24 protein-coding genes and 2 tRNA genes are annotated in these 21,531 nt (G+C 44.1%); 23 read left to right on the top strand and 3 right to left on the bottom strand.

Translation table 11 applies throughout. The annotated features are described in order from the left end of the window. The first annotated feature begins 11 nt into the window (after positions 1–11). The 16 genes from secA2 (at position 12) to rsmA (ending at position 13,946) form a co-directional block, all read left to right on the top strand. Positions 12–2,396, top strand: a complete 2,385-nt coding sequence (gene secA2 / locus K1J10_RS04170) for an accessory Sec system translocase SecA2 (protein ID WP_223355977.1) — start codon at positions 12–14, stop codon at positions 2,394–2,396. A gap of 11 nt (positions 2,397–2,407) precedes the next feature. Beyond that, a complete protein-coding gene (gene gtfA / locus K1J10_RS04165) occupies positions 2,408–3,922 on the top strand; it encodes an accessory Sec system glycosyltransferase GtfA (protein WP_223355970.1) in 1,515 nt (504 codons plus the stop codon). Then, entirely contained in the window at positions 3,906–5,261 is a 1,356-nt protein-coding gene (gene gtfB / locus K1J10_RS04160) for an accessory Sec system glycosylation chaperone GtfB (protein ID WP_223355969.1), read from the top strand. The genes gtfA and gtfB overlap by 17 nt, the downstream gene beginning before the upstream one ends. After that, the gene (gene asp4, locus K1J10_RS04155) at positions 5,254–5,445 is read left to right on the top strand and encodes an accessory Sec system protein Asp4 (RefSeq protein WP_037613955.1); all 192 of its coding nucleotides are present in this window, start codon (positions 5,254–5,256) and stop codon (positions 5,443–5,445) included. The genes gtfB and asp4 overlap by 8 nt, the downstream gene beginning before the upstream one ends. 1 nt (position 5,446) lies before the next feature. Next, positions 5,447–5,671 carry an accessory Sec system protein Asp5 gene (asp5, locus tag K1J10_RS04150; RefSeq protein ID WP_009731765.1) on the top strand — a complete coding sequence of 75 codons (225 nt, stop codon included), beginning with the start codon at positions 5,447–5,449 and terminating at the stop codon, positions 5,669–5,671. A gap of 394 nt (positions 5,672–6,065) precedes the next feature. Then, positions 6,066–6,959 carry a TDT family transporter gene (locus tag K1J10_RS04145; RefSeq protein WP_223355968.1) on the top strand — a complete coding sequence of 298 codons (894 nt, stop codon included), beginning with the start codon at positions 6,066–6,068 and terminating at the stop codon, positions 6,957–6,959. An 83-nt stretch (positions 6,960–7,042) separates the two neighbouring features. Next, positions 7,043–7,720, top strand: a complete 678-nt coding sequence (locus K1J10_RS04140) for a CPBP family intramembrane glutamic endopeptidase (RefSeq protein ID WP_223355967.1) — start codon at positions 7,043–7,045, stop codon at positions 7,718–7,720. Between the two features lie 78 nt (positions 7,721–7,798). Next, a complete protein-coding gene (gene rnpA / locus K1J10_RS04135) occupies positions 7,799–8,140 on the top strand; it encodes a ribonuclease P protein component (protein ID WP_009731762.1) in 342 nt (113 codons plus the stop codon). A gap of 1 nt (position 8,141) precedes the next feature. Next, positions 8,142–8,957 carry a YidC/Oxa1 family membrane protein insertase gene (locus K1J10_RS04130; RefSeq protein ID WP_223355966.1) on the top strand — a complete coding sequence of 272 codons (816 nt, stop codon included), beginning with the start codon at positions 8,142–8,144 and terminating at the stop codon, positions 8,955–8,957. A gap of 15 nt (positions 8,958–8,972) precedes the next feature. Then, positions 8,973–9,920 (top strand): RNA-binding cell elongation regulator Jag/EloR, encoded by a 948-nt coding sequence (gene jag / locus K1J10_RS04125; RefSeq protein WP_223355965.1) that lies wholly within the window; start codon positions 8,973–8,975, stop codon positions 9,918–9,920. Positions 9,921–9,996: 76 nt separating this feature from the next. Further along, positions 9,997–10,626 carry a ribonuclease P gene (locus K1J10_RS04120; protein WP_223355964.1) on the top strand — a complete coding sequence of 210 codons (630 nt, stop codon included), beginning with the start codon at positions 9,997–9,999 and terminating at the stop codon, positions 10,624–10,626. Positions 10,627–10,773: 147 nt separating this feature from the next. Further along, complete coding sequence (gene rpmH / locus K1J10_RS04115) at positions 10,774–10,908, top strand: 50S ribosomal protein L34 (protein WP_003003086.1); 135 nt, start codon at positions 10,774–10,776, stop codon at positions 10,906–10,908. Positions 10,909–11,033: 125 nt separating this feature from the next. Further along, on the top strand, positions 11,034–11,804 hold the full coding sequence (locus tag K1J10_RS04110; protein WP_223355963.1) for a TatD family hydrolase: 771 nt from the start codon (positions 11,034–11,036) through the stop codon (positions 11,802–11,804). Further along, entirely contained in the window at positions 11,797–12,360 is a 564-nt protein-coding gene (gene rnmV, locus K1J10_RS04105; protein WP_223355962.1) for a ribonuclease M5, read from the top strand. Before K1J10_RS04110 ends, rnmV begins: the two co-directional genes overlap by 8 nt. 20 nt (positions 12,361–12,380) lie before the next feature. Beyond that, complete coding sequence (locus tag K1J10_RS04100; protein ID WP_223355961.1) at positions 12,381–13,007, top strand: immunity protein Imm33 domain-containing protein; 627 nt, start codon at positions 12,381–12,383, stop codon at positions 13,005–13,007. A gap of 63 nt (positions 13,008–13,070) precedes the next feature. Then, positions 13,071–13,946 carry a 16S rRNA (adenine(1518)-N(6)/adenine(1519)-N(6))-dimethyltransferase RsmA gene (gene rsmA / locus K1J10_RS04095; RefSeq protein WP_223355960.1) on the top strand — a complete coding sequence of 292 codons (876 nt, stop codon included), beginning with the start codon at positions 13,071–13,073 and terminating at the stop codon, positions 13,944–13,946. A gap of 46 nt (positions 13,947–13,992) precedes the next feature. Here rsmA and K1J10_RS04090 read toward each other — a convergent pair. The 3 genes from K1J10_RS04090 to K1J10_RS04080 form a co-directional block, all read right to left on the bottom strand. Then, positions 13,993–14,081 (bottom strand) — tRNA-Ser (locus K1J10_RS04090). 4 nt (positions 14,082–14,085) lie between these two features. Then, positions 14,086–14,168, bottom strand: a tRNA-Leu gene (locus tag K1J10_RS04085). Between the two features lie 119 nt (positions 14,169–14,287). Continuing rightward, on the bottom strand, positions 14,288–15,208 hold the full coding sequence (locus K1J10_RS04080) for a CPBP family intramembrane glutamic endopeptidase (protein ID WP_223355959.1): 921 nt from the start codon (positions 15,206–15,208) through the stop codon (positions 14,288–14,290). A 331-nt stretch (positions 15,209–15,539) separates the two neighbouring features. Here K1J10_RS04080 and rsgA point away from each other — a divergent pair, with 331 nt between their 5' ends. The 7 genes from rsgA (at position 15,540) to K1J10_RS04045 (ending at position 21,427) form a co-directional block, all read left to right on the top strand. After that, complete coding sequence (gene rsgA / locus K1J10_RS04075) at positions 15,540–16,418, top strand: ribosome small subunit-dependent GTPase A (protein ID WP_223355958.1); 879 nt, start codon at positions 15,540–15,542, stop codon at positions 16,416–16,418. Between the two features lie 15 nt (positions 16,419–16,433). Then, the gene (gene rpe, locus K1J10_RS04070; protein WP_223355957.1) at positions 16,434–17,093 is read left to right on the top strand and encodes a ribulose-phosphate 3-epimerase; all 660 of its coding nucleotides are present in this window, start codon (positions 16,434–16,436) and stop codon (positions 17,091–17,093) included. Further along, positions 17,053–17,718 carry a thiamine diphosphokinase gene (locus K1J10_RS04065; RefSeq protein WP_073690263.1) on the top strand — a complete coding sequence of 222 codons (666 nt, stop codon included), beginning with the start codon at positions 17,053–17,055 and terminating at the stop codon, positions 17,716–17,718. The genes rpe and K1J10_RS04065 overlap by 41 nt, the downstream gene beginning before the upstream one ends. A 1-nt stretch (position 17,719) precedes the next feature. Then, entirely contained in the window at positions 17,720–18,976 is a 1,257-nt protein-coding gene (locus tag K1J10_RS04060; RefSeq protein WP_223355956.1) for a DNA recombination protein RmuC, read from the top strand. After that, positions 18,963–19,913 (top strand): 3'-5' exoribonuclease YhaM family protein, encoded by a 951-nt coding sequence (locus K1J10_RS04055; RefSeq protein WP_223355955.1) that lies wholly within the window; start codon positions 18,963–18,965, stop codon positions 19,911–19,913. Before K1J10_RS04060 ends, K1J10_RS04055 begins: the two co-directional genes overlap by 14 nt. A 130-nt stretch (positions 19,914–20,043) precedes the next feature. Beyond that, positions 20,044–20,868: a pur operon repressor gene (purR, locus tag K1J10_RS04050; protein WP_223355954.1), complete on the top strand. Its 825-nt coding sequence runs from the start codon at positions 20,044–20,046 to the stop codon at positions 20,866–20,868. Between the two features lie 22 nt (positions 20,869–20,890). Then, the gene (locus K1J10_RS04045) at positions 20,891–21,427 is read left to right on the top strand and encodes a hypothetical protein (RefSeq protein ID WP_223355953.1); all 537 of its coding nucleotides are present in this window, start codon (positions 20,891–20,893) and stop codon (positions 21,425–21,427) included. Positions 21,428–21,531: the final 104 nt, after the last annotated feature.

Below are 21,531 nucleotides of genomic sequence, written 5' to 3'. Positions count from 1 at the left end.
AAAAAAAGAGGATTACATTGGATTACGTTAAATTAAGAAACATCAAAAAAATCTTAAAAGAAGTCAATAGCTGGAAGGATGACATGGCCCGTTTGACGGATCGTCAGCTGCAGGAGAAGACTGCAGAATTTCGGGAACGTCTAGCAGAGGGAGAGACCTTGGATGATCTCTTGCCAGAAGCATTTGCGGTTGCGCGAGAAGCTGATAAACGGGTCTTGGGTATGTTTCCTTATGACGTGCAAGTCATGGGAGGAATCGTCCTACACCAGGGGAATGTCGCTGAAATGAATACCGGTGAAGGAAAAACCTTGACGGCAACCATGCCTGTATATCTCAATGCCTTAGAGGGCAAAGGGGTCATGGTTATTACGACCAATACCTATCTGGCAACCCGGGATGCAGAAGAGATGGGACAGGTCTACCGCTTTTTGGGCTTGACTGTTGGAGTTCCCTTGAAACAATCTGAAGACGAGGAATTAGATCCAGAAGTCAAACGGGAGATTTACCGGTCAGATGTCATTTATACGACTAATACCAGTTTGGGTTTTGACTATTTAACAGAGAACTTGACGGCTTCAGCAGATGGCCAATTTTTGGCAGACTTCAATTACGCCATTGTCGATGAGATTGATTCGGTGCTTCTAGATAGTGCTCAGACCCCCTTGATTATTTCTGGTTCTCCTCGGGTTCAGTCCAACCTTTATGGGATTATTGACACCTTGATCCAAACCTTCAAAGAGGGGGAAGACTTCAAGTTTGACGAAGAAAAGAAACGGGTTTGGTTGACTCGAAAGGGAGCTCATGCAGCAGAAGCTTTTCTTGCCATTCCCAATCTCTATGATCCCCAATACCGGGACTTGGTTCGCCATATCAGCCTAGCCCTGCAGGCCAATAAAAACTTTATTAAGGATAAGGACTATGTCATCCATCCCAATGTCGAAGGACAACCTGAGATTGTCTTGCTAGACCAGGCAACAGGACGTTTGATGGAAATGACCCGCTTGCAAGGAGGACTCCATCAGGCGATTGAAGCCAAAGAAGGTCTCAAGCTAACTCAAGAAACACGGGCCATGGCTTCCATTACCTACCAAAATCTCTTTAAGATGTTTAGGAAGTTGGGAGGCATGACGGGGACTGGGAAGGTCGCTGAGGCAGAGTTTCTCGATACCTATGCCATGTCAGTGATCAAGATTCCAACCAATCGCAAGAAGATCCGTAAGGATTTGCCGGATGAAATCTATCAAACCTTACCGGAGAAAATCGTGGCGTCCTTGGATTATGTGAAGAAAATCCACGAAAAGGGCAATCCGATTCTAGTCTTTGCTGGCTCCGTTGAGATGTCGATCCTTTACTCGAATCTTCTCTTGCGTGAAGGAATTCCTCATAATCTCCTCAATGCCAACAATGCACCTCGGGAGGCCCAAATCATTAAAGAATCAGGCCGAAAAGGAGCCGTGACCGTAGCGACTTCCATGGCTGGTCGGGGAACCGATATCAAGTTGGGGCCAGGAGTTGCTGAGTTAGGTGGCTTGGTGGTTGTAGGAACTGAGAGGATGATGAATCAGCGGATTGACCTTCAAATTCGGGGACGTTCAGGTCGCCAAGGAGATCCTGGTTTGACCAAGTTCTTTGTCTCTTTGGAAGACGATTTGATGAAAAACTGGGGACCAGACTGGATCCAGGATACCTATCAAGACTATGATGTGGATGAGCGAATTGGTTCAGCCAAAGCTCTGACCAAACGCAAGTATAGAAACTTGGTGGAAAGAGCTCAAAATGCTAGTGAAAGTTCTGGTCAGGCTAGTCGACGGATGACGCTAGAATTTGCGGAGAGTATGAACATTCAGCGTGCCATCGTCTACGAAGAGCGTGACCGCTTGATCAAACAAGAGGGGCGCTTGGACGACGTCGTTGAAAAAGCGCTTCGTTCCGTCTTTTCAAGCGTAGTCCATAAAAAAGAATACAAGGAACCGGTAGCTTTTTATCGCTATATTTTAGACAATGTTAGCTACCAAGTGGATCCTGAAAAGGCCCACCAAACTTTCCGTAGCAAGAAAACCAAAGGGAATTTCTTGTGGGAGATCGCGAAGAGCGAGTTAGAGGCTAAGTATAAGATCTTGGGCACCGATGAGGTGATCGCGCAATTCCAACGCATGGCTGTCTTAAAAGCCATTGATGAAAACTGGGTCGAGCAGGTAGACTATCTGCAACAATTGCGGATGGCTCTTTCTGGTCAGTACACCAGTCAGAAAAATCCTTTGGTAGAATTTTTCCAAGAAGCCTACCAATCCTTTGATCGAATGAAAGGGGCGGCCAAAGAACAAATGGTCCGCAATCTTTTACTGAGTCGAGTAGAAATCAATAAAAAAGGGGAAATTGTCTTGCATTTCCCATAAAAGAGGACATTATGACAGTATACAATATCAACCTTGGAATCGGTTGGGCCAGCAGTGGTGTTGAGTACGCCCAGGCCTACCGGGCCCAGTTGTTACGCAATATCCATCAACCAGCTAAATTTGTCTTTATGGATATGATTCTAGCCGATAATATCCAACATTTAACAGAAAATATCGGTTTTAAAAATGATGAAATCATCTGGCTCTACAGCCATTTTACAGATATAAAAATTGCACCAACGACCTATACCATTGACCAGGTCTTAGCAGGTTTTGCCGGGAAGCCGACGCGCGAAGAAGTCGATGGCAAGATCAAGCGCTTCTTTTATGAGGACCAGGACAATTTTTTGACCTGCTACTTGCGCTCAGAAAACAGTCCCTATGTCGAACGTTGCGAGTACGTGTCTAGAGGGATATTGGTGAGAAAGGATTATTTCTCCTATGCCCGCTATTGTACGGAGTACTTCATTCCCAAGAACAACCAAGCCAACTTGATTGAGCGCCGTTTTTACAATGAAGACGGGACGGTTGCCTACAGCATGCAGATGGCAGATGGCCGCGAAATCTATCGTTTCCCAGATCGTTATCTGGTTGGTCGCCAAGAATTGATCCGCTACTTCATGCAGACCCTTCAATTGACCAAACAAGATTTGGTGATTTTGGATCGCGAAACCAATATCGGGCAGCCCATTTTTGAAGAAGCGCAAAAAGCGCGTCTAGGCGTGGTCGTTCACGCAGAGCACTTCAGTGCCAATAATGTTGACGATCAGTATATCTTGTGGAACAACTACTACGAGTACCAATTTACCAATGCAGACAAGGTGGACTTCTTTATTGTTGCGACCGACCGTCAAAAAGAAATCTTGGCGGAGCAATTTGCCCAATACACCAACCATCAGCCTGCTATCTATACCATTCCAGTTGGAAGCCTTGCCAGCTTGCCACAAAACGAAAATCGTACCCCATTTTCTATGATTACAGCTTCTCGTTTGGCGACTGAAAAGCATATTGACTGGTTGGTGCGAGCAGTGGTTCGGGCCAAAAAAGAATTGCCAGAGCTGTCCTTTGACATCTATGGAAAAGGTGGAGAAGAAGGCAAGTTGCGCTCTCTGATTGATGAATTGGGTGCGACAGACTATATCCATCTCAAAGGGCATGCCAATCTCGAGGAAATTTATAAGAACTATGAGGTTTACCTGTCCGCATCGACCAGTGAAGGATTTGGTTTGACCTTGATGGAGGCGATCGGTTCGGGTCTACCGATTATCGGTTTTGACGTTCCTTATGGCAACCAGACCTTTGTCACAGAAGGTAAAAATGGCTATCTCATTCCGCCTTCAGCAGACCAAGTGGTCGACCAGATCGCTTCTGCCTTTGCAGATAAAATCATCCAGCTTTACAAAAAAGATGATCTAGCCAGCATGCGTCAAGCATCTTATGCGCGTGCAGAAGACTTTTTGACCAGCCGAGTAGAAGAAGCTTGGACACAATTGATAGAAGAGGTGACACATGCTGAACGTATTTGATAGCTATTCTCGTGAGAGCCAGGATTTGCTCCACTCTATGAAAGAATCTGGCTTTGATCATCCAACGGTCATTTTGGAGCCGAATGGCTTTTTGCCGGATGGAGTTGAATCTCCCTTTATCTATTTCTTGGGTCAACCAAAAGGGGAGAAGCGCGGTCGCTACTTTAATGAAGTACCAGTGCCTGATTTCTGGGAAGTTTCTGGGGATAACAGTTCGGGAAAAGTGACCTACTATGGTCAAGAAAAGGCTCGGATTGCTTACCATGCTGCTTCCTATAAACGCATCGTTGAGCGCCTGGAGTGGTTGGATGACAAGGGGCAAGTGGTCATGATCGAGCGCTATGACCAATACGGTCGTAAGATTGCCGTGACAACCTGTGGCGATCAAGGCCAGCAATTGGTAACCACTTATTTTGAAGGGGACATCGAGCGCTTGACAGAGAATCACCAAACAGGGGATTTGATCTTGACCTTGGACCATCAACCTATGCGAATTTTCAAGAATCGCTTAGAATATTTTGTCTTTTATCTAGAGCATCGTGGTTTTGATTTGGATGGATTGGTCTACAATACCCTTGCCACCTCCTTTAGCATTAGTCTTCAGTTGGGCAATAAAGGGATCAAAGGGCGCGACGTCTTGGTATGGCAAGAACCTCTTCATGATAGTCTTCCAGGCAACATGCAGTTGATTCTAAATAGCCCAGAAATCCGGACCAAGAAGATCTTGATTCCACAAAATGCGACCTATCATCGCGCTTTGCAGTTGACCTCACAAGACCAGCATAGCTATTTTGGTCCCCTTGGCTACTTGTATGACTATAAGGTGAAAGACGATATCCGTAAAGACGCCTTTGTCTTGACCAATTCGGATCAGATTGAAGCTTTGACCTACCTAGTAGAGAATTTGCCAAATGTGACCTTCCGTGTAGCGGCTTTGACAGAGATGTCTGCGAGTCTCTTGTCCATGGTCCGCTATCCAAATGTAGTCTTGTATCAAAACATCAGCCAAGAACGGATCAAAGAATTGCTCAAGGTCTCTAGTATTTATCTAGATATCAATCACTATGCAGAAGTGCAAGGAATTGTCCGCAAGGCCTTTGAACACCAGCAAGTCATTCTTGCCTTTAGCCATACCCTGCATGACCGCCACTTCCTAGCGCAATCCAATATCTTTGATCAAGGAAAAGAAGCAGATATGGTAGCCCGTATCAAGGAAATCTACCAATCAGTTGATAGCTATCGAGAAGCAGTGGCACAACAAATTGCCCAATCAAGTAGCATCGAGCCAGCTGATTTTAAAGCTCGCTTGCAAGAAGGGATAGGTGGACACAGTGAGTGATCGTAAGAAAGATTTATTTTACAAAGAAGTAGAAGGCCGGATGGAGTCTCTTAAACGCCGTCCAGCCGAGAAAGAAAAGACGACGCGTTCTGAAAAAATCAATGTCATCTTTAATGTGGTCATTGGTTTGGTCATTTTGCTGGGAGTTATTTTTACCCTCTTGAGAGTGTTGGGAGGATCCTAATATGGAAATGGTATTTGCGATTGTCGTCGCGTTCCTATCGTTGGCGCTAGTAGTCCTCATTACGCTGCAACCGCGTCAACAACAGTCCTTGTCAACAGATGCAACCAGTAACTTAGGAAAACCAAGCTATTGGCGCTCCCACCGAGGGCTTAAGTTAGCGACCCTGGTTGTTAGTATCGTCTTTCTCCTATCCTTGTTTCTTTATATGATGGTCGTACAGGCCTAGTTTCTAATAGAATGTATAAAAGAAGTTGGTATTCTCCAACTTCTTTCAAATTGTAGATAGAGTCATCTTATAAACTTTCCTTAGGTGAGTACGGACGTCAGCGAACTTCGAGGAAGTTCCATGACTTAGTTTTGGACCTAAGGTTCCAAAAATCCCGAGTGCTAGAAACAAGAATGTTTCTAGCACTTATCTCACGTCGGAAAGTTTCAGTAGATGTCTAAGTGAGCCTAATAGTTGATATCTTTTTAAATTTTTAAGTATCATTTAGGTTGTATTATGTAAGAAACAGGTAGATTACATTCTAAAAGAAGTTGGTATTCTCCAACTTCTTTTTTTATCATGCATCCCTCTCTTTTATGGTATACTGAAAGCGACAAAATGATGGGAGATCAATATGAAAAAGATTCCTTTAGTATTTTCAGGTTGTCTGTTAGGTTTGGGTGGTGCTGGAAACCTTCTTGCAGACTCGCTACCCCTTCTGGGTCATGCCTTCAGTCTAACAGGTTTATTGCTCTGGTTTTTCTTTTTAGTTTATCATGTGATTCGCTGGCAAGAAAGCAAGAGAGAACTCCAACAGCCAGCCCTGTTATCTGGGATGGCGACCTTTCCCATGGCAGGGATGATTCTATCCACTTATCTTTTTCGCCTCTTTCCCGCCTTTGGAGGTCTATCTCAGTTGGTTTGGTGGTTCGCTTTCCTTTTGGATCTGTGTCTGATTCTCTATTTTACTAAGACCCATGTCATGGCGCGACCAAGGGCCAAGGCTACTCCGAGTTGGACGGTTCTCTATGTGGGTATTGCAGTGGCAGCCTTGACCTATCCGGTGGTAGGAGTGATGGAGCTAGCCTATCTTACCCTGGGGTTTGGCTTTATTTTGACCTTGTATCTGTACCCGCTTATCTATCAGGATTTGAAAAGCAATCCCTTACCGAGCCACTTATTGGGACAAGAAGGAATCTATTGTGCTCCCTTTTCTCTTCTTTTAGCTGCCCTGGTTCGTGTGGGTGGAGCAAGCCTTCCTACCTGGATCTTACTGATCATGGTGGTGGTCTCGCAAGGGTTTTATTTCTTTGTTTTGACGCGCCTCCCTAGAATGATCAAAGAAGGCTTTCAACCTGCTTTTTCAGCCTTGACCTTTCCAACCGTTATCACAGCGACCTCTCTGAAAATGGCTCAAGGTCTGCTACAGATTCCTTTTTTGACAGGTCTCGTATGGATGGAAACTCTTCTATGTCTCTTGATTTTAGTCGCTGTATTGGGGGGATATGTGGTTTATCTTAGAGACTAGGACGGCATCCTTTTTCGTTGAAACCTTGTTATGATTATGGTAAGATGCACTATACGATCTGTCATGCTCTAGGAAAGGTATCTATGAAATTTATTAAAGAAAAGCTCTCTCTGCTTTACCCCCTCTTTCTCCTCTTGTTTTATTTTTATATCCGGCCCCAATTTCGTCCCTTGGCCCAATATGTTTCTAATAGCTTAGCGAGCGCAAATAGTTATTATTGGACCTTATTTGGCTTGGAGACCATCTATGCAGTCTTTACAGGATTTTTGGTCTACCGTTTTTCCAAGAAGTCCCAGTTTTTATGGGGGAAGAACTCGCTTCAATCCTTGCTGGAAGCTATCTTTGCGGCTTGTTTGGTCTATTGGTTGGACTACTTTATCAGTGGTTTTGTTCAGGGGCGTGCAGCCGTTTTGAGTCTCTTTCCTCGAGAAATCAGCCCGACAGGGGTAGTCATCCTAGTGGTCGCGATGGTCGTTATCCGGCCTGTGACAGAAGAGCTGATCTTTCGTGGGGCCTTGGTAAATGCCTATTTTAAAGGTTGGCCCATCTATGCAGAGATTTGGCTCCCTGCCCTCATCTACAGTGGGCTACATTTTGTCCATCATCCTTTTTCGCTAGGAGCTTTTATTATTTATCTCTTACCGAGTTTGATTTTTGGGACTCTTTATTATCGGAGCAAGGCGCTTCTTTCTCCGATTTTAGGCCATATCTTGCTCAATCTCTATTATACCTTGCCATTGCTTTTATCCGTATTCCAGTAGCAGCCGATTTCCTAAGGGAGATTGGTTTTTTTTAAAAATGTGGTATAATAGAATAAATTTAATAGAGGGAGTGGAGGTTTGAAAAAAAGCTACCGCGTCAAACGTGACAAAGATTTTAATGCTATTTTTAAAAGTGGTCAAAATGTTGCCAATCGGAAATTCGTTATTTACCGTCTGAGCAAAGACCAACCGCATTTTCGAGTCGGCCTGTCTGTTAGTAAGAAACTAGGAAATGCTGTGACTAGAAATCGCATCAAACGTTTGATTCGCCATGTTTTGATCAAGCACCAAGCCTGCCTTACGACCGATGATTTTGTCGTCATTGCTCGTAAAGGAGTGGAGGAGCTCGACTTCCATCAAGTAGAGAAAAATCTCGTACATGTCTTAAAATTAGCGCATGTCTACCAAGAAAGGGAATAATGTGAAAAAGAAACTGAAGTTAACTGGATTATTAGGAGCGGCCTTATTGGTCTTGACAGCTTGTGGGACGTCTCAAGTGACAGCCGACTCGACAGGTGGTTGGGAACGCTTCGTCTACTTCTTTGCAGAAGCCATCCGCTTCTTGTCGTTTGGTGGCAGTATCGGTGTTGGGATTATTGTCTTTACCATTGTCATCCGGACGGTCCTCTTGCCTCTCTTCCAGTATCAAATGAATTCAACCCGCAAGATGCAGGAAATTCAACCCTTACTCAAGGAATTGCAAGCCAAGTATCCTGGCAAGGATCTAGATAGTCGGACCAAGCTTTCTGAAGAGATGCGGGCCCTTTACAAGGAAAAAGGTGTCAAAACATCTTCAGCCTTCCTTCCTCTCTTGATCCAGATGCCGGTCTTGATGGCCCTATTCCAAGCGCTGAGCCGTGTGGAATTCCTTAAAGTCGGTCACTTCCTTTGGTTGGACCTTGGAGCGATTGACCCGACTTATATCTTGCCTCTTCTTGCTGCCCTCTTTACATTTTTCAGCAGTTGGTTGACCAATAAAGCCCTGCCAGAGCGTAACGGGAGTGCGACAACCATGATGTATGTGATGCCTGTGATGATTTTCTTCTTCGCCTTGTTCTCAGCCAGCGGGGTTGCTCTATACTGGGTGACTTCAAATGCTTACCAAGTCGTACAAACCTATCTCTTGAACAACCCATTCAAGATTATCGCAGAGCGTGAAGCAAAAGAGCAAGCTACTCGAGAAATAGAAAAACAAAAACGTCGTGCCTTAAAGAAAGCACAGAAAAAAAGAAAATAAGAAAGAGGTGGACATATGGTCCTATATACCGGTGCAACTGTAGAAGAAGCTATCCAAAATGGCTTGAACGAATTAGATATTCCCCGTATGAAGGCACATATTACGGTTGTGGCTCGTGAGAAGAAAGGTTTTCTTGGCTTATTTGGTAAAAAACCAGCCCAAGTAGAGATTGAACCGATTGCAGAAACAACAGTTGTCAAAGCCAATCAACAAGCTGTAAAGGGTGTACCAGAAGAAATCAACGCGCAAAACGAACCGGTTAAGACCGTAAGCGAAGCAACAGTTGACTTAGGACGTGTCGTTGCAGCGATCAAAAAGGTCGAAGAAGAAGGAGAAGTTGTCTCTGAAGAAATCAAGACAGAAATCCTCAAACATGACAAAGAAGCAGACACCGTTCTGGAAGAAAAAGGGCATGAACATATTCTTGAGAAGGTTAAAGAACCAGTCGCAAAAGAAGCAAACGAGTCTGATTTCTCAAATCTTGGTATTGAAGTAGAAGAAAACTACGACATCGAAGAAGTTGTCACAGATGTAACTGCTTATGTTCAAACTGTTGTTGATGAGATGGATGTCGATGCAACGCTTTCAAGTAGCCATAACCGTCGTATGGTCAATATGCAGATCGATACCAATGAGCCAGGGCGCGTGATTGGTTACCATGGTAAAGTCTTGAAAGCTCTTCAACTCTTGGCACAAAACTATCTCTATAACCGCTACTCAAAGAATTTTTACATTACCATTAATGTCAATGACTATGTAGAGCATCGTGCAGAAGTTCTCCAAAGCTATGCTCAGAAGTTAGCAACACGGGCCCTCGAGGATGGCCAAGCCCAACAGACCGATCCAATGTCCAATAGTGAACGTAAAATCATTCACCGAATTGTCTCCAAGATGGAAGGGGTCACTAGCTATTCTGAAGGGGAAGAACCAAACCGCTATGTAGTTGTGGACATCGAAGGATAATCTAGCTATTATTGCCCATGAGAGAGGGACGGGATAGAACCGCTCTCTCTTTTTGTTAGGAGTAGAAAGGAAACAGATGGCATTTGCAGCGATTCGAGAGTTTTTAAAGCTTCAAGGAATCAAATACCAGTCACCAGCGAAGGCAGGAGTGTTAGCCCAAGAGATGGAACAGTACCGCGCAATGGGACAGGCGGCTCGTAAGGAATTTACGGATTTGGTCTCAGCCTTTCAAAAACGGTATTCTTACTTAGAGCAGGAGCGAACCAGCCAGTGGATGAACCAGGCACAGGTCCTAAGGCCTCATTTTTGGGCCTATTTAAAAGGAGAAGGGACTCTGGCAGAGCCCATGTATGCCTTGAGGCTCTATGGAGATGCAGCTGATTTTGGTGTTTCCTTAGAGGTGAGCTTTATCGAGCGAAAAAAAGATGAGCAGAGCCTTCAAAAGCAACACAAGGTTCTCACCCTTCCCATTTCTCAGCCAGTCTATTATCTTGCTCAAGAAAATGGAGAGAGTCGAAGGATCGAAGGAATAGAAAAGAATCGCCTCTCTCTTCTCCAAGCAGTAGCAGATGGAGTAGTTCGCAAGGTTCTGGTCAAATACGACATTCCCTTAGTTGAGGTAGGATCTATCGAAGATGTCTTGGATCAACTCCAGAGCGCGATGACAGCACTAGAACCCTATTATCTAGCGACGCGTCAAGGATAGGCAAGTCTTGTCTAGCCTATATTTGCAACATTTTTGCCATAGCTATTGACAAATAGAGTCGAATCAGATAGAATAGTAAAGTATGTTTAGTAACTGATCACAACTAGCCGGCTAAACGAATACAAAATCTATGAGGAGGTATTCATCGTGAAACGTACTTATCAACCAAGTAAACTTCGTCGTGCGCGCAAACATGGTTTCCGTCACCGTATGGCAACTAAAAATGGCCGTCGCGTATTGGCAGCTCGTCGTCGTAAAGGACGCAAAGTTTTGGCTGCTTAATTAAGATAAAAAACTAAAAACCAGTAGAAACTCGAGACTACTGGTTTTTGTTTTGTCCGAAAGTGAATTTAGAGGCGCTTTCTGCTATAATAGAAAGAAGAAAAAATCGGAAGAAAAGGAAGATCATGCAGATTTTTGATACCCACACCCATCTCAATGTGGAAGAATTCGCAGGAAAAGAACAAGAAGAACTCGACTTAGCCAAGGAAATGGGGGTTGTAGCTCACAATATCGTTGGTTTTGACAAACCGACCATTGAGCGAGCATTAGAATTGGCAGACCAGTACCCAGAACTCTATCTGACGCTTGGGTGGCATCCCACTGAGGCGGCCGATTATAGTCCTGAGGTAGAGGCCTATCTACTGGAACAGTTGAAACATCCCAAAGTCGTTGCTCTAGGAGAAATTGGTCTGGACTACCACTGGATGACGGCACCAAAAGACATTCAAGAAAAGGTTTTCCGTCGTCAGATTCAGCTGTCTAAGGAACTGGACTTACCTTTTGTGGTTCACACCCGTGATGCACTAGAAGACACTTATGCCATTATCAAGAGTGAAGGAGTGGGTCCACGCGGTGGGATCATGCATTCTTTCTCAGGGACTTTGGAGGACGCTAAAGGCTTCATGGATCTGGGAATGATGATCTCTTTTTCGGGAGTGGTAACCTTTAAAAAAGCGACAGACACTCAGGAGGCAGCCAAAGAGTTACCTTTGGACAAAATCTTGGTCGAAACAGATGCTCCTTATTTAGCTCCAGTTCCTAAGCGAGGTCGAGAAAATAAAACAGCCTACACCCGTTATGTAGTAGACTTTATTGCAGAACTACGTGGCTTGACGACAGAAGAAGTGGCTCAAGCAACTTATGATAATGCGAGAAAGGTATTTGGCCTTGACTGAGAAAAGAATAATACCCGAAGTGATTGTCGTGGAGGGCAAGGACGACACAGCTAATCTCCGTCGGTTTTATGAAGTAGATACTTATGAAACCCGAGGCTCTGCGATCGATCAAGATGATCTCGAACGAATTGCTATCTTGCAAGAGTTGCGTGGAGTCATTGTCTTCACGGATCCAGACTACAATGGGGAGCGCATTCGTAAGGTCATCATGCAAGAAATTCCACAAGCCAAGCATGCCTTTTTAAATCGTGGTGAAGCAGTACCCAAATCCAAAACCAAGGGCCGTTCCTTGGGAGTAGAGCATGCTAGCTTTGAAGACTTAGAAAAGGCCCTATCTGGACTAGTGGGCTCCTATGAAGATGAGCATTTCTTTGATATTACCAAGTCGGACTTGATGCGGCTCGGTCTGCTGATGGGGAGTGACAGTCGCAAACGACGGGAATATCTAGGCGAATCCTTGCGTATCGGCTACTGTAATGGCAAGCAATTGCTCAAACGCTTGGAGTTGTTTGGAATTTGTTTGGCGCAAGTCGAAGAAACGATGGCCAGTTATTAAAAAAGAGATAGAGGTAGAAGATGGGATTGTTCGACCTATTTAAAGATAAGAAAAAAGAGATAGGCTTTTCTTTGGAGAATGTTCAAGCAGAGCACCAAAAGAACCCGCGACATTTTTTGATTCCGAGCCAAGAAGAAATCAACCAATTGAAGCTTGGGGATCAGGTTCGCCTCATCTTTGTGCTAGATACAGTCTTGGAGAATGGGTGTCGAGCAGAGCGTATGTGGGTCGAACTCACTGAAATCCACGATGGGAAGTTCAAAGGACGTTTAACCAATCAACCCGCTTATATTACCTCCATCCAGCTTGGAGATGAGCTGGATTTTGCACGGGAACATATTGCAAGCCTGATGGTTCCTCCGCTGAATCTTGATACACAAAAAGGAGCCATGATTACCAAGGATTGCTTCCTACGACGTGAGATTAATTGGGCGATTCACGATGCCCCTCATCATCCACAAGATAGTGGTTGGCAATTCTTTACAGGCTTTGAGTCCCAGGAAGATTTGGATGATTCATCTAAGATCACCATTATCAGTCTTGAAGACGCCTTGGAAATGGAGCCCTTGTTGGAAACCATCTTAGATAAGAACGGGGAGGCTTATGTTTATCAAGCGGAGCAGAATGCCTTTGTGGAAGACTGTTAGATTAGCCTGCGGAGAAAAAAGAGAGAGTATATCTCACACTAAACGGATTAGAAAAGAGAAAAAATGAGAATTGCAGATTATAGTGTGACCAAGGCAGTCCTTGAACGCCATGGCTTCACCTTTAAAAAATCCTTCGGTCAGAATTTTTTGACTGACACTAATATCCTTCAAAAGATTGTCGATACTGCTGAGATTGATAAGCAAGTCAATGTCATCGAAATCGGTCCCGGAATTGGAGCTCTCACTGAGTTTTTGGCAGAAAATGCCGCAGAAGTGATGGCCTTTGAGATTGATGACCGCTTGGTGCCTATCTTAGCGGATACCTTGCGTGATTTTGACAATGTAACGGTGGTCAACCAAGATATCCTCAAGGTGGATCTCAACCAGTACATCGCAGAGTTTAAAAATCCAGAGCTTCCGATCAAAGTAGTGGCCAACCTTCCATACTACATCACGACTCCGATCCTCATGCACTTGATTGAGTCTAAAATTCCTTTCCAAGAATTTGTGGTCATGATGCAAAAAGAGGTGGCAGACCGCATCTCAGCCGAACCTAATACCAAGGCTTATGGGTCTTTGTCCATTGCTGTCCAATACTATATGACGGCTAAGGTGGCCTTTATCGTACCACGTACCGTCTTTGTGCCAGCGCCAAATGTCGACTCTGCTATCCTCAAGATGGTGCGTCGTGAAGAACCAGCAGTAACCGTCAAGGATGAAGATTTCTTCTTCACTGTCAGCAAGGCTAGCTTTGTCCACCGCCGCAAAACGCTTTGGAACAACTTGACCAGTCGCTTTGGCAAGACCGAAGAAATCAAAGCCAAACTGGAAGCCGGGATCCAAGCAGCCGGTTTGCAACCTTCTGTACGAGGAGAAGCACTTAGCTTAGAAGACTTCGCCCGCTTGGCAGATGGCCTTCTTGATGCAGGGATAAAATAATAGAAAAGACATGGACTACAAAGCCCATGTCTTTTTGAGTGATAGAAGGAAAGGACGGGATTTGAACCCGCGCGTGAAGAAAATCCACTTGCCGGATTTCGAGTCCGGTGCTGTACCGAGCTGAGCCACCTTTCCAAGATGCGGAGAAAGGGATTTGAACCCTCACGCCCGAAGGGGCACATGCGCCTGAAGCATGCGTGTCTGCCGTTCCACCACCTCCGCATAGTTCTATTATACTCTTTTTAAAAGAAATGCCAAGAAAAAATAGCATGTTTCTTTTTATCGAACCTATAGAGGAAACAGAAAAAGGCTGGGAAAATCCAGCCTTTTCTTTCTTTTACTTATTCATAACTCAGTTGAGGATAGAGTTCTTCTTGTTCTGCAGAGGTATCTTTGAGAATAAAGATGGCCCATAAGAGAGCAAGGAGAAAGACGACTAAGCCAGGGATCCCGCCTTCAGGTCCAAACTCACCACCTGTGATAAAGGTCCGGTTTGAAGTCGTGAAGTACATCAGAGAGGATTCACTATCAAAGCCACTGACATGGAAGCCGTAGACATTGCCCATAATGAAGTTCCAGGCGAAGTGGAAGCCACAAGGTCCCCAGATATTTCCTCTCTTTAAGGCATAGACAGCTGTGAAGAGACCGAAAACAAAGAGGTGAACCGTTGAGAGCCAAGAAGCTCCGTTGTTGTTCAAGTGGAAGTAGGAGAACATGGTAGAAGAGATGAGGATAGCTAAGTAAGCATTCTTATGATAAGAAATAATCGGAATCAACCAACCACGGATATAAATTTCTTCTGCTGCCGTTTGAAAAATATAGCCAATCAGAACCAAGATCCAAGATACGAGGAAAGGAAGACTAAATTGAATGCGATCGAAACGAACATCACCAGTAATAAAGAAGACGATTAATACCGTGGTAATCATAATGGCGCCGACCAAGACCCCCTTAGCGAATTCGGAGAGACCATTTCCTTTGGAAAAGCCCATGGTTCGAACCGGTCGTTTTTCAATGAGTTTCACCCAGAGGAAGAAGGCGATGATGGTGTAGAGGAAGGACAAAAGATCCAGAATATTCCACCAGTCGGGAATCCAACTTTGTTTGTTCAAAAAGAAGTTTGTGGAAGCAGTACTGATCGGAGACATGTACTGGGTGATGTAATAGAGAATAAAGGGAGCTAAAAACCAAGGGGTTAAGAACTTCCCTTTCTTTACATTAGAAACGAGAGGGTTACTCTTAGAAAGAAATGAAAAACTCATAAAGGACCTCCTTATAACTGGCAGGGATTAGTATGAAAGTCAGAAATCAGGCACCAAAAAGAGGGCTTCTTTCATTACTAATCAGGTAGCTTCGTCAAGAAATGTATCAGTCTCCGTCACTTCCTTTCTATAAAATGGTTTGTACTTCCCACGATAGGCATATATATTATGTCCGTCTCCTCTATTATAAACCTATCTGAAAACGTTTACAACCCCTTGTCTGCATCTTGCTCAAAAAAACTGAATGGACTTCTTTTTTCATCCCCAAGTAAGCAAGCGCTATCGTATATTTTTTGATATAATGGTAGTATTAACTTTAAAGGAGTGCTAGTTGCAAGGAACGATTGTTAAAGCCTTGGCCGGTTTTTATTATGTGGAGTGCGAGGGGGAAATATACCAAACACGCGCCCGAGGAAATTTCCGGAAAAAGGGACAAACTCCCTATGTTGGAGATAAGGTAGAATTTTCAGCCGAAGAAAATTCGGAAGGCTATATTTTAAAAATATTCCCAAGAAAGAATAGCTTAGTCCGCCCACCGATTGTTAATATTGACCAGGCTGTTGTCATCATGTCTGCCAAAGAGCCCGATTTTAATGTTAATTTATTGGACCGCTTTTTGGTCCTCTTGGAGCAAAAGGCGATTCATCCGGTTGTTTATATTTCCAAAATGGACTTACTAGAAGAACCAGCTGGGATGCTTCCTTTTCAAGAAGTCTACCGCCAAATGGGCTATGACTTTGTCACGGACAAGGAAGAGCTCTTGCCTCTCTTGAAGGATCAGGTGACGGTCTTTATGGGCCAAACAGGAGTGGGGAAATCGACCCTCTTGAATACCTTGGCTCCGGAGTTGGAGTTGGAAACAGGAGAGATTTCTGACAGTCTCGGACGAGGCCGTCATACGACACGTGCGGTCAGCTTTTATGATCTCAATGGAGGAAAAATTGCGGATACCCCTGGCTTCTCCTCTTTAGATTATGAAGTGGATAATGCGGAAGATCTTAATCATGCTTTTCCAGATATTGCCCAGGTGAGTCAGGATTGTAAGTTCCGGACTTGCACCCATACCCATGAACCATCCTGTGCGGTTAAACCTGCAGTGGAAGAAGGTAGGATTGCTTCTTTCCGCTTTGAAGATTACTTACAGTTTTTGAGTGAGATAGAAAATAGGCGAGAAACCTATAAAAAAGTATCAAAAAAATTACCTAAATGAGGAGACGGATGACATATGAAAACAATGAAATTAGCCCCTTCTATTTTGAGTGCAGATTATGCAAATTTTGAAAGTGAATTGAAAAAATTAGAAGCATCTGGTGCGGAGTACGCTCATATCGATGTGATGGACGGCCACTTTGTGCCTAATATCAGCTTTGGAGCTGGTGTAGTTGCTAGTATGCGTCCTCACAGCAAGCTAGTGTTTGACTGCCACTTGATGGTTACCAATCCTGAGCAACATATTGAAGAGTTTGCGCGTGCCGGGGCAGATATCATTAGCATTCACGTAGAAGCGACTCCACACATCCATGGGGCCCTTCAAAAAATTCGCTTGGCAGGGGTAAAACCAAGTGTGGTCATCAATCCAGGGACCCCTGTTGAAAGTATCCAACACATCTTGAACTTGGTAGACCAAGTACTTGTCATGACTGTCAACCCAGGATTTGGTGGGCAAGCCTTCCTGCCAGAAACCATGGATAAGATTCGTCAATTGGTTCAATTGCGTGAAGAAAAAAGCTTGGATTTCGATATTGAAGTCGATGGGGGAATTGATGATAAGACGATTCACGCTGCGAAAGAAGCAGGAGCAAACGTCTTTGTAGCAGGTTCCTATGTGTTTAATGGAGATGTGAATGAACGAGTTCAAACCCTTCGAGCAGCCATCCAAGACTAAGGTTGCGATTGTAGCTGGAGGCCGAGTGGAAGCTATTCCGCTAGACTTGGATGTTTATGTCGGAGTGGATGCAGGTTGCCTTTTCCTATTAGAGCAAGGATTGGAACTATCTTTAGCAGTTGGAGATTTTGACTCTGTCGAGCCAGAGGAATTCCAGAGTATTCAATCTGCGGCTCATGAATTACGGACCTCGGTAGCAGAAAAAAATGATACGGATCTGGAATTAGCGATTAAGGAAGTATTAGAACGTTGGCCTCAAGCGGAAATCCTAATTTTTGGAGCCTTTGGTGGTCGCCTGGATCACCACTTGGCCAGCGTTTTTTTGCCCAGCGATCCAGAGATTGCACCCTTTATGTCGCAACTTTACTTGATGGACCAACAAAATTATCTCTGCTATCGTCCAGTAGGCTGCCATACCATTCTGCCTATAGCAGGATATATCTATGTAGCTTTTATGCCAGTTGAGGGAGCTTCCTTCCAGATTGAAGGAGCCAAGTATCCCCTAAATCAGACCAATTATTTTAAAAAGGCTATTTATGGTTCCAACGAGTTTATCAATCAGCCGATTACCTTAACCGTTGATCGAGGCTACGCCCTTATTATTTATAGCAAGGATGGGAAATAAGATGGAATTAATCCTTTTTGTATTAGGAGTGGGAAATCTTGTCTTGCTCTTCTTGCTCTACCAGCAACGGACAGCTGATAACAAACAGGTCCGTGACTTACTGGAGGATCAAGAAGATCATCTTTCGGATCAGCTGGATTACCGATTTGAGAGAGAGCGACAAGCTCAGCAAATCACTGGCCAGCAGATAGAGATGGCGATCAGTGACCGTCTAATGGAATTACGGACAGAAATGCATCAGCAAACGACTGCTTTACGAACAGAACTTGCTGAGAACTTCACTAAAAACCGTGACAAAACGGACGAGCGGATGCAACAGATTCAAGCTTCCAATGATTTGCGGTTGGAGCAGATGCGTCAAACGGTCGAAGAAAAGTTGGAAAAAACCTTGCACAGTCGTCTCCAAACCTCCTTTGAGACGGTCTCCAAACAATTGGAATCGGTCAATAAAGGCCTTGGGGAAATGCAGACGGTCGCTAGAGATGTGGGGAGTCTCAATAAGGTCCTCTCCAATACCAAAACCCGTGGGATTATGGGAGAACTCCAACTGGGCCAGATCATCGAAGATATCCTAACTCCCGCCCAATACGAGAGAGAGTTCGTAACAGTTCCCCATTCCAGCGAACGCGTCGAGTATGCAATCAAGATGCCTGGTCAGGTAAGAGGGGAATACGTCTATCTGCCAATCGACTCTAAGTTTCCTCTGGAGGGATATTACCGACTGGAAGAAGCCTATGAAAGTGGAGAGAAAGAGGAGATTGAGCGTTGTCGCAAGCTCCTATTGGCTAGTATCAAACAATTTGCCAAGGACATTCATCAAAAATACCTCTATCCGCCTGCTACCACTAATTTTGGGATTCTCTTTTTACCGACGGAAGGCCTCTATTCAGAAGTGGTCCGCGATCCAGCCTTCTTTGATCGCCTCCGAAGAGAGGAACAGATCGTCGTCGCGGGGCCAAGTACGCTTTCAGCCTTGTTGAATTCCCTATCGGTTGGATTTAAGACCCTGAATATTCAACGAAGTGCGGATGATATTAGCAAGGTCCTTGCATCCGTCAAGACGGAGTTCCAAAAATTTGGAGGCGTTTTAGAAAAGACCCAACGGCAGTTGAAGCATGCCTCTGGCAACATTGATGACCTCTTAAACCGAAGAACAAATGCTATCGAGCGCACACTCCGAAACATTGAAACGTCAGAGAATCTAGATATAGCAAGCCTATTGAATTTAGAAGATGGAGAAGATGATGGTCAAAATTAATCAAATGAAAAAAGACGAATTATTTGAAGGCTTCTACCTCATTAAGTCAGCAGATGTTCGTCAGACACGTGCTGGAAAGAACTATCTTGCCTTTGTCTTCCAAGATGAGACAGGCACGATTGAAGGAAAATTGTGGGATGCTCAGCCACATAATGTGGAGCAATTTCAGGCTGGGCGTGTGGTTCATATGAGTGGCCGTCGGGAGGTCTACAACAATACGCCTCAGGTCAATCAGTTAACCTTGCGCTTACCTCAAAGTGGGGAGCCATCAAATCCAGCAGACTTTAAGGAAAAACCTCCGGTAAATCCAGTCGATTTGAAAGATTACCTATCGGGAATGATTTTCAAAATAGAAAATCCAGTTTGGCAACGTGTGGTGCGGGCGCTATACAGCAAGTACGACAAAGAGTTCTACTCATATCCTGCAGCCAAAACCAACCACCATGCTTTTGAGACTGGCTTAGCCTATCATACAGCCACCATGGTTCGTTTGGCTGAGAGCATCTCTCAGGTTTATCCTCAATTAAACCAGAGTCTCCTCTATGCCGGCATCATGCTCCATGATCTTGCCAAGGTACTGGAGCTATCAGGGCCTGAAAATACAGAGTATACAGTTCGAGGGAACCTCATCGGGCACATCGCTCTCATCGATGAAGAAATTACCAAGGTCTTACAAGAGTTAAAGATTTACGATCAAAAAGAAGATGTGATTGTGTTGCGCCATGTGATTTTGAGTCACCATGGTTTACTAGAATATGGTAGCCCGGTTCGTCCAAAAATCATGGAAGCCGAGATCATCCATATGATTGATAACCTAGATGCAGAAATGATGATGATGACTTCTGCCTTAGCTTTAGTAGGCCCTGGTGAAATGACCAATAAGATTTTTGCCTTGGACAATCGCTCCTTCTATAAGCCAAATTTAAAAGATTCCTAATAAACTGGCCTTAAATAACCTGCTCTTGGTTTGTTAGTAAAAAAACCAAAAACGAATGTTGTGAGACTAACAATGTTCGTTTTTTGGTATAATATGGTATAATACAATAAAAAAACTATGTGGAGAGAAAATGAAGCTAAGAAGAAGTGAGCGGATGGTTGTAATCTCGAATTACTTGATTAATCATCCCTACGAATTGACGAGTTTAAATACATTTGCCGAAAGATACGAATCTGCCAAATCATCTATTTCTGAGGACATTGTCATTATTAAACGGGCCTTTGAAGAAATGGAAATTGGAAGCATTGAAACTCTTACCGGTGCAGGTGGAGGGGTCATCTTTACACCATCGATTTCGGATGCAGATTCAAAAGAAATCGTCCAAAATTTGTGCAATCAATTGTCAGAAAGTAACCGGATTTTACCAGGTGGTTATATCTACCTTTCGGATTTGCTAAGTGATCCAAAAATCTTAAATAATATTGGTCGCATTATTGCCAAGGCCTTCCGAGATCAAAAAATCGATGCTGTCATGACGGTAGCCACTAAGGGTGTCCCATTAGCAAACGCGGTAGCCAATGTCTTAAATGTTCCTTTTGTCATTGTACGACGCGATTTGAAAATTACAGAAGGCTCAACGGTCAGTGTCAACTACGTATCTGGTTCCAGTGGCGATCGGATTGAGAAAATGTTCCTATCCAAACGTAGTTTGAAAGCTGGAAGCCGTGTCTTGATTGTCGATGACTTCCTTAAAGGAGGGGGAACGATCAGTGGGATGGTTAGCCTCTTAGCTGAGTTCGATTCAGAGTTGGCAGGAGTCGCTATTTTTGCGGACAATGCTTCGGCTAGAAGTAAAGATTTATTCGATCACAAGTCACTTCTACGTGTGACCAACATTGATGTAGCAGAAAATAAAATTGATGTAGAAATCGGAAATATTTTCGATAAGAACTAAGGCTGGAGAGGGAGAAAGGAAAATGAAAACAATTTTAGACCGTTTTGATCGTAGTCCCCTGTGGCTTCGATTGGCAACGATATTCATCTTGACAGGAGTTCTTGTCGGTGGGCTTTATACGGTTCGTAAAAATTCTGCAGACCAAGTTACAGTAGTGAAGCAAGAAACCAAAAAAACAGGTTCTCTTCCTATTAAGAAGAAAGACCCTAAAAAAGCCAAAGAAGAAGAGGAAGCGAAAATCGCTGAAGCGGCTGAAAGAGCAGTTGCTCATTTTGAAACCACAGCAACTCAAGAAACCTTAACCGCTGCGCAAGAGGCTGTAGAAAAAGTGAAGGACGAAACCAAGAAACAGGCCTTTCAAGCTCGTATTCAGTACATTGTAGACTATTACGGAATGCAGACCAATCAGAATACTCAATCAACTGATACGAATCAAGCTAGCCAAACAGGTCAACCTCAACAAGTCGTTCCCGCAGAAGTCCCTCAGTATCAGTCCAATGAGGTTCCTCAGGTTTCGAATGCTACCACACCAGCTGTAACACAACAAACTGAACAATAATCTAGCGCGATTTTAAGAAGAAGCAATCCCCCAATTGTCAAGTCAAGTGCAACAAAGTCATTCCTCTGATTAAGCGAGTGTTCTTCCAGCTGTTTGAGCTAGCT

This window comes from Streptococcus australis (assembly GCF_019930045.1).
GTDB classification, from domain to species: domain Bacteria; phylum Bacillota; class Bacilli; order Lactobacillales; family Streptococcaceae; genus Streptococcus; species Streptococcus australis_D.
The sequence above is the reverse complement of the archived record's forward strand: the minus strand, read 5'-3'. Positions and strand labels throughout refer to the sequence as shown.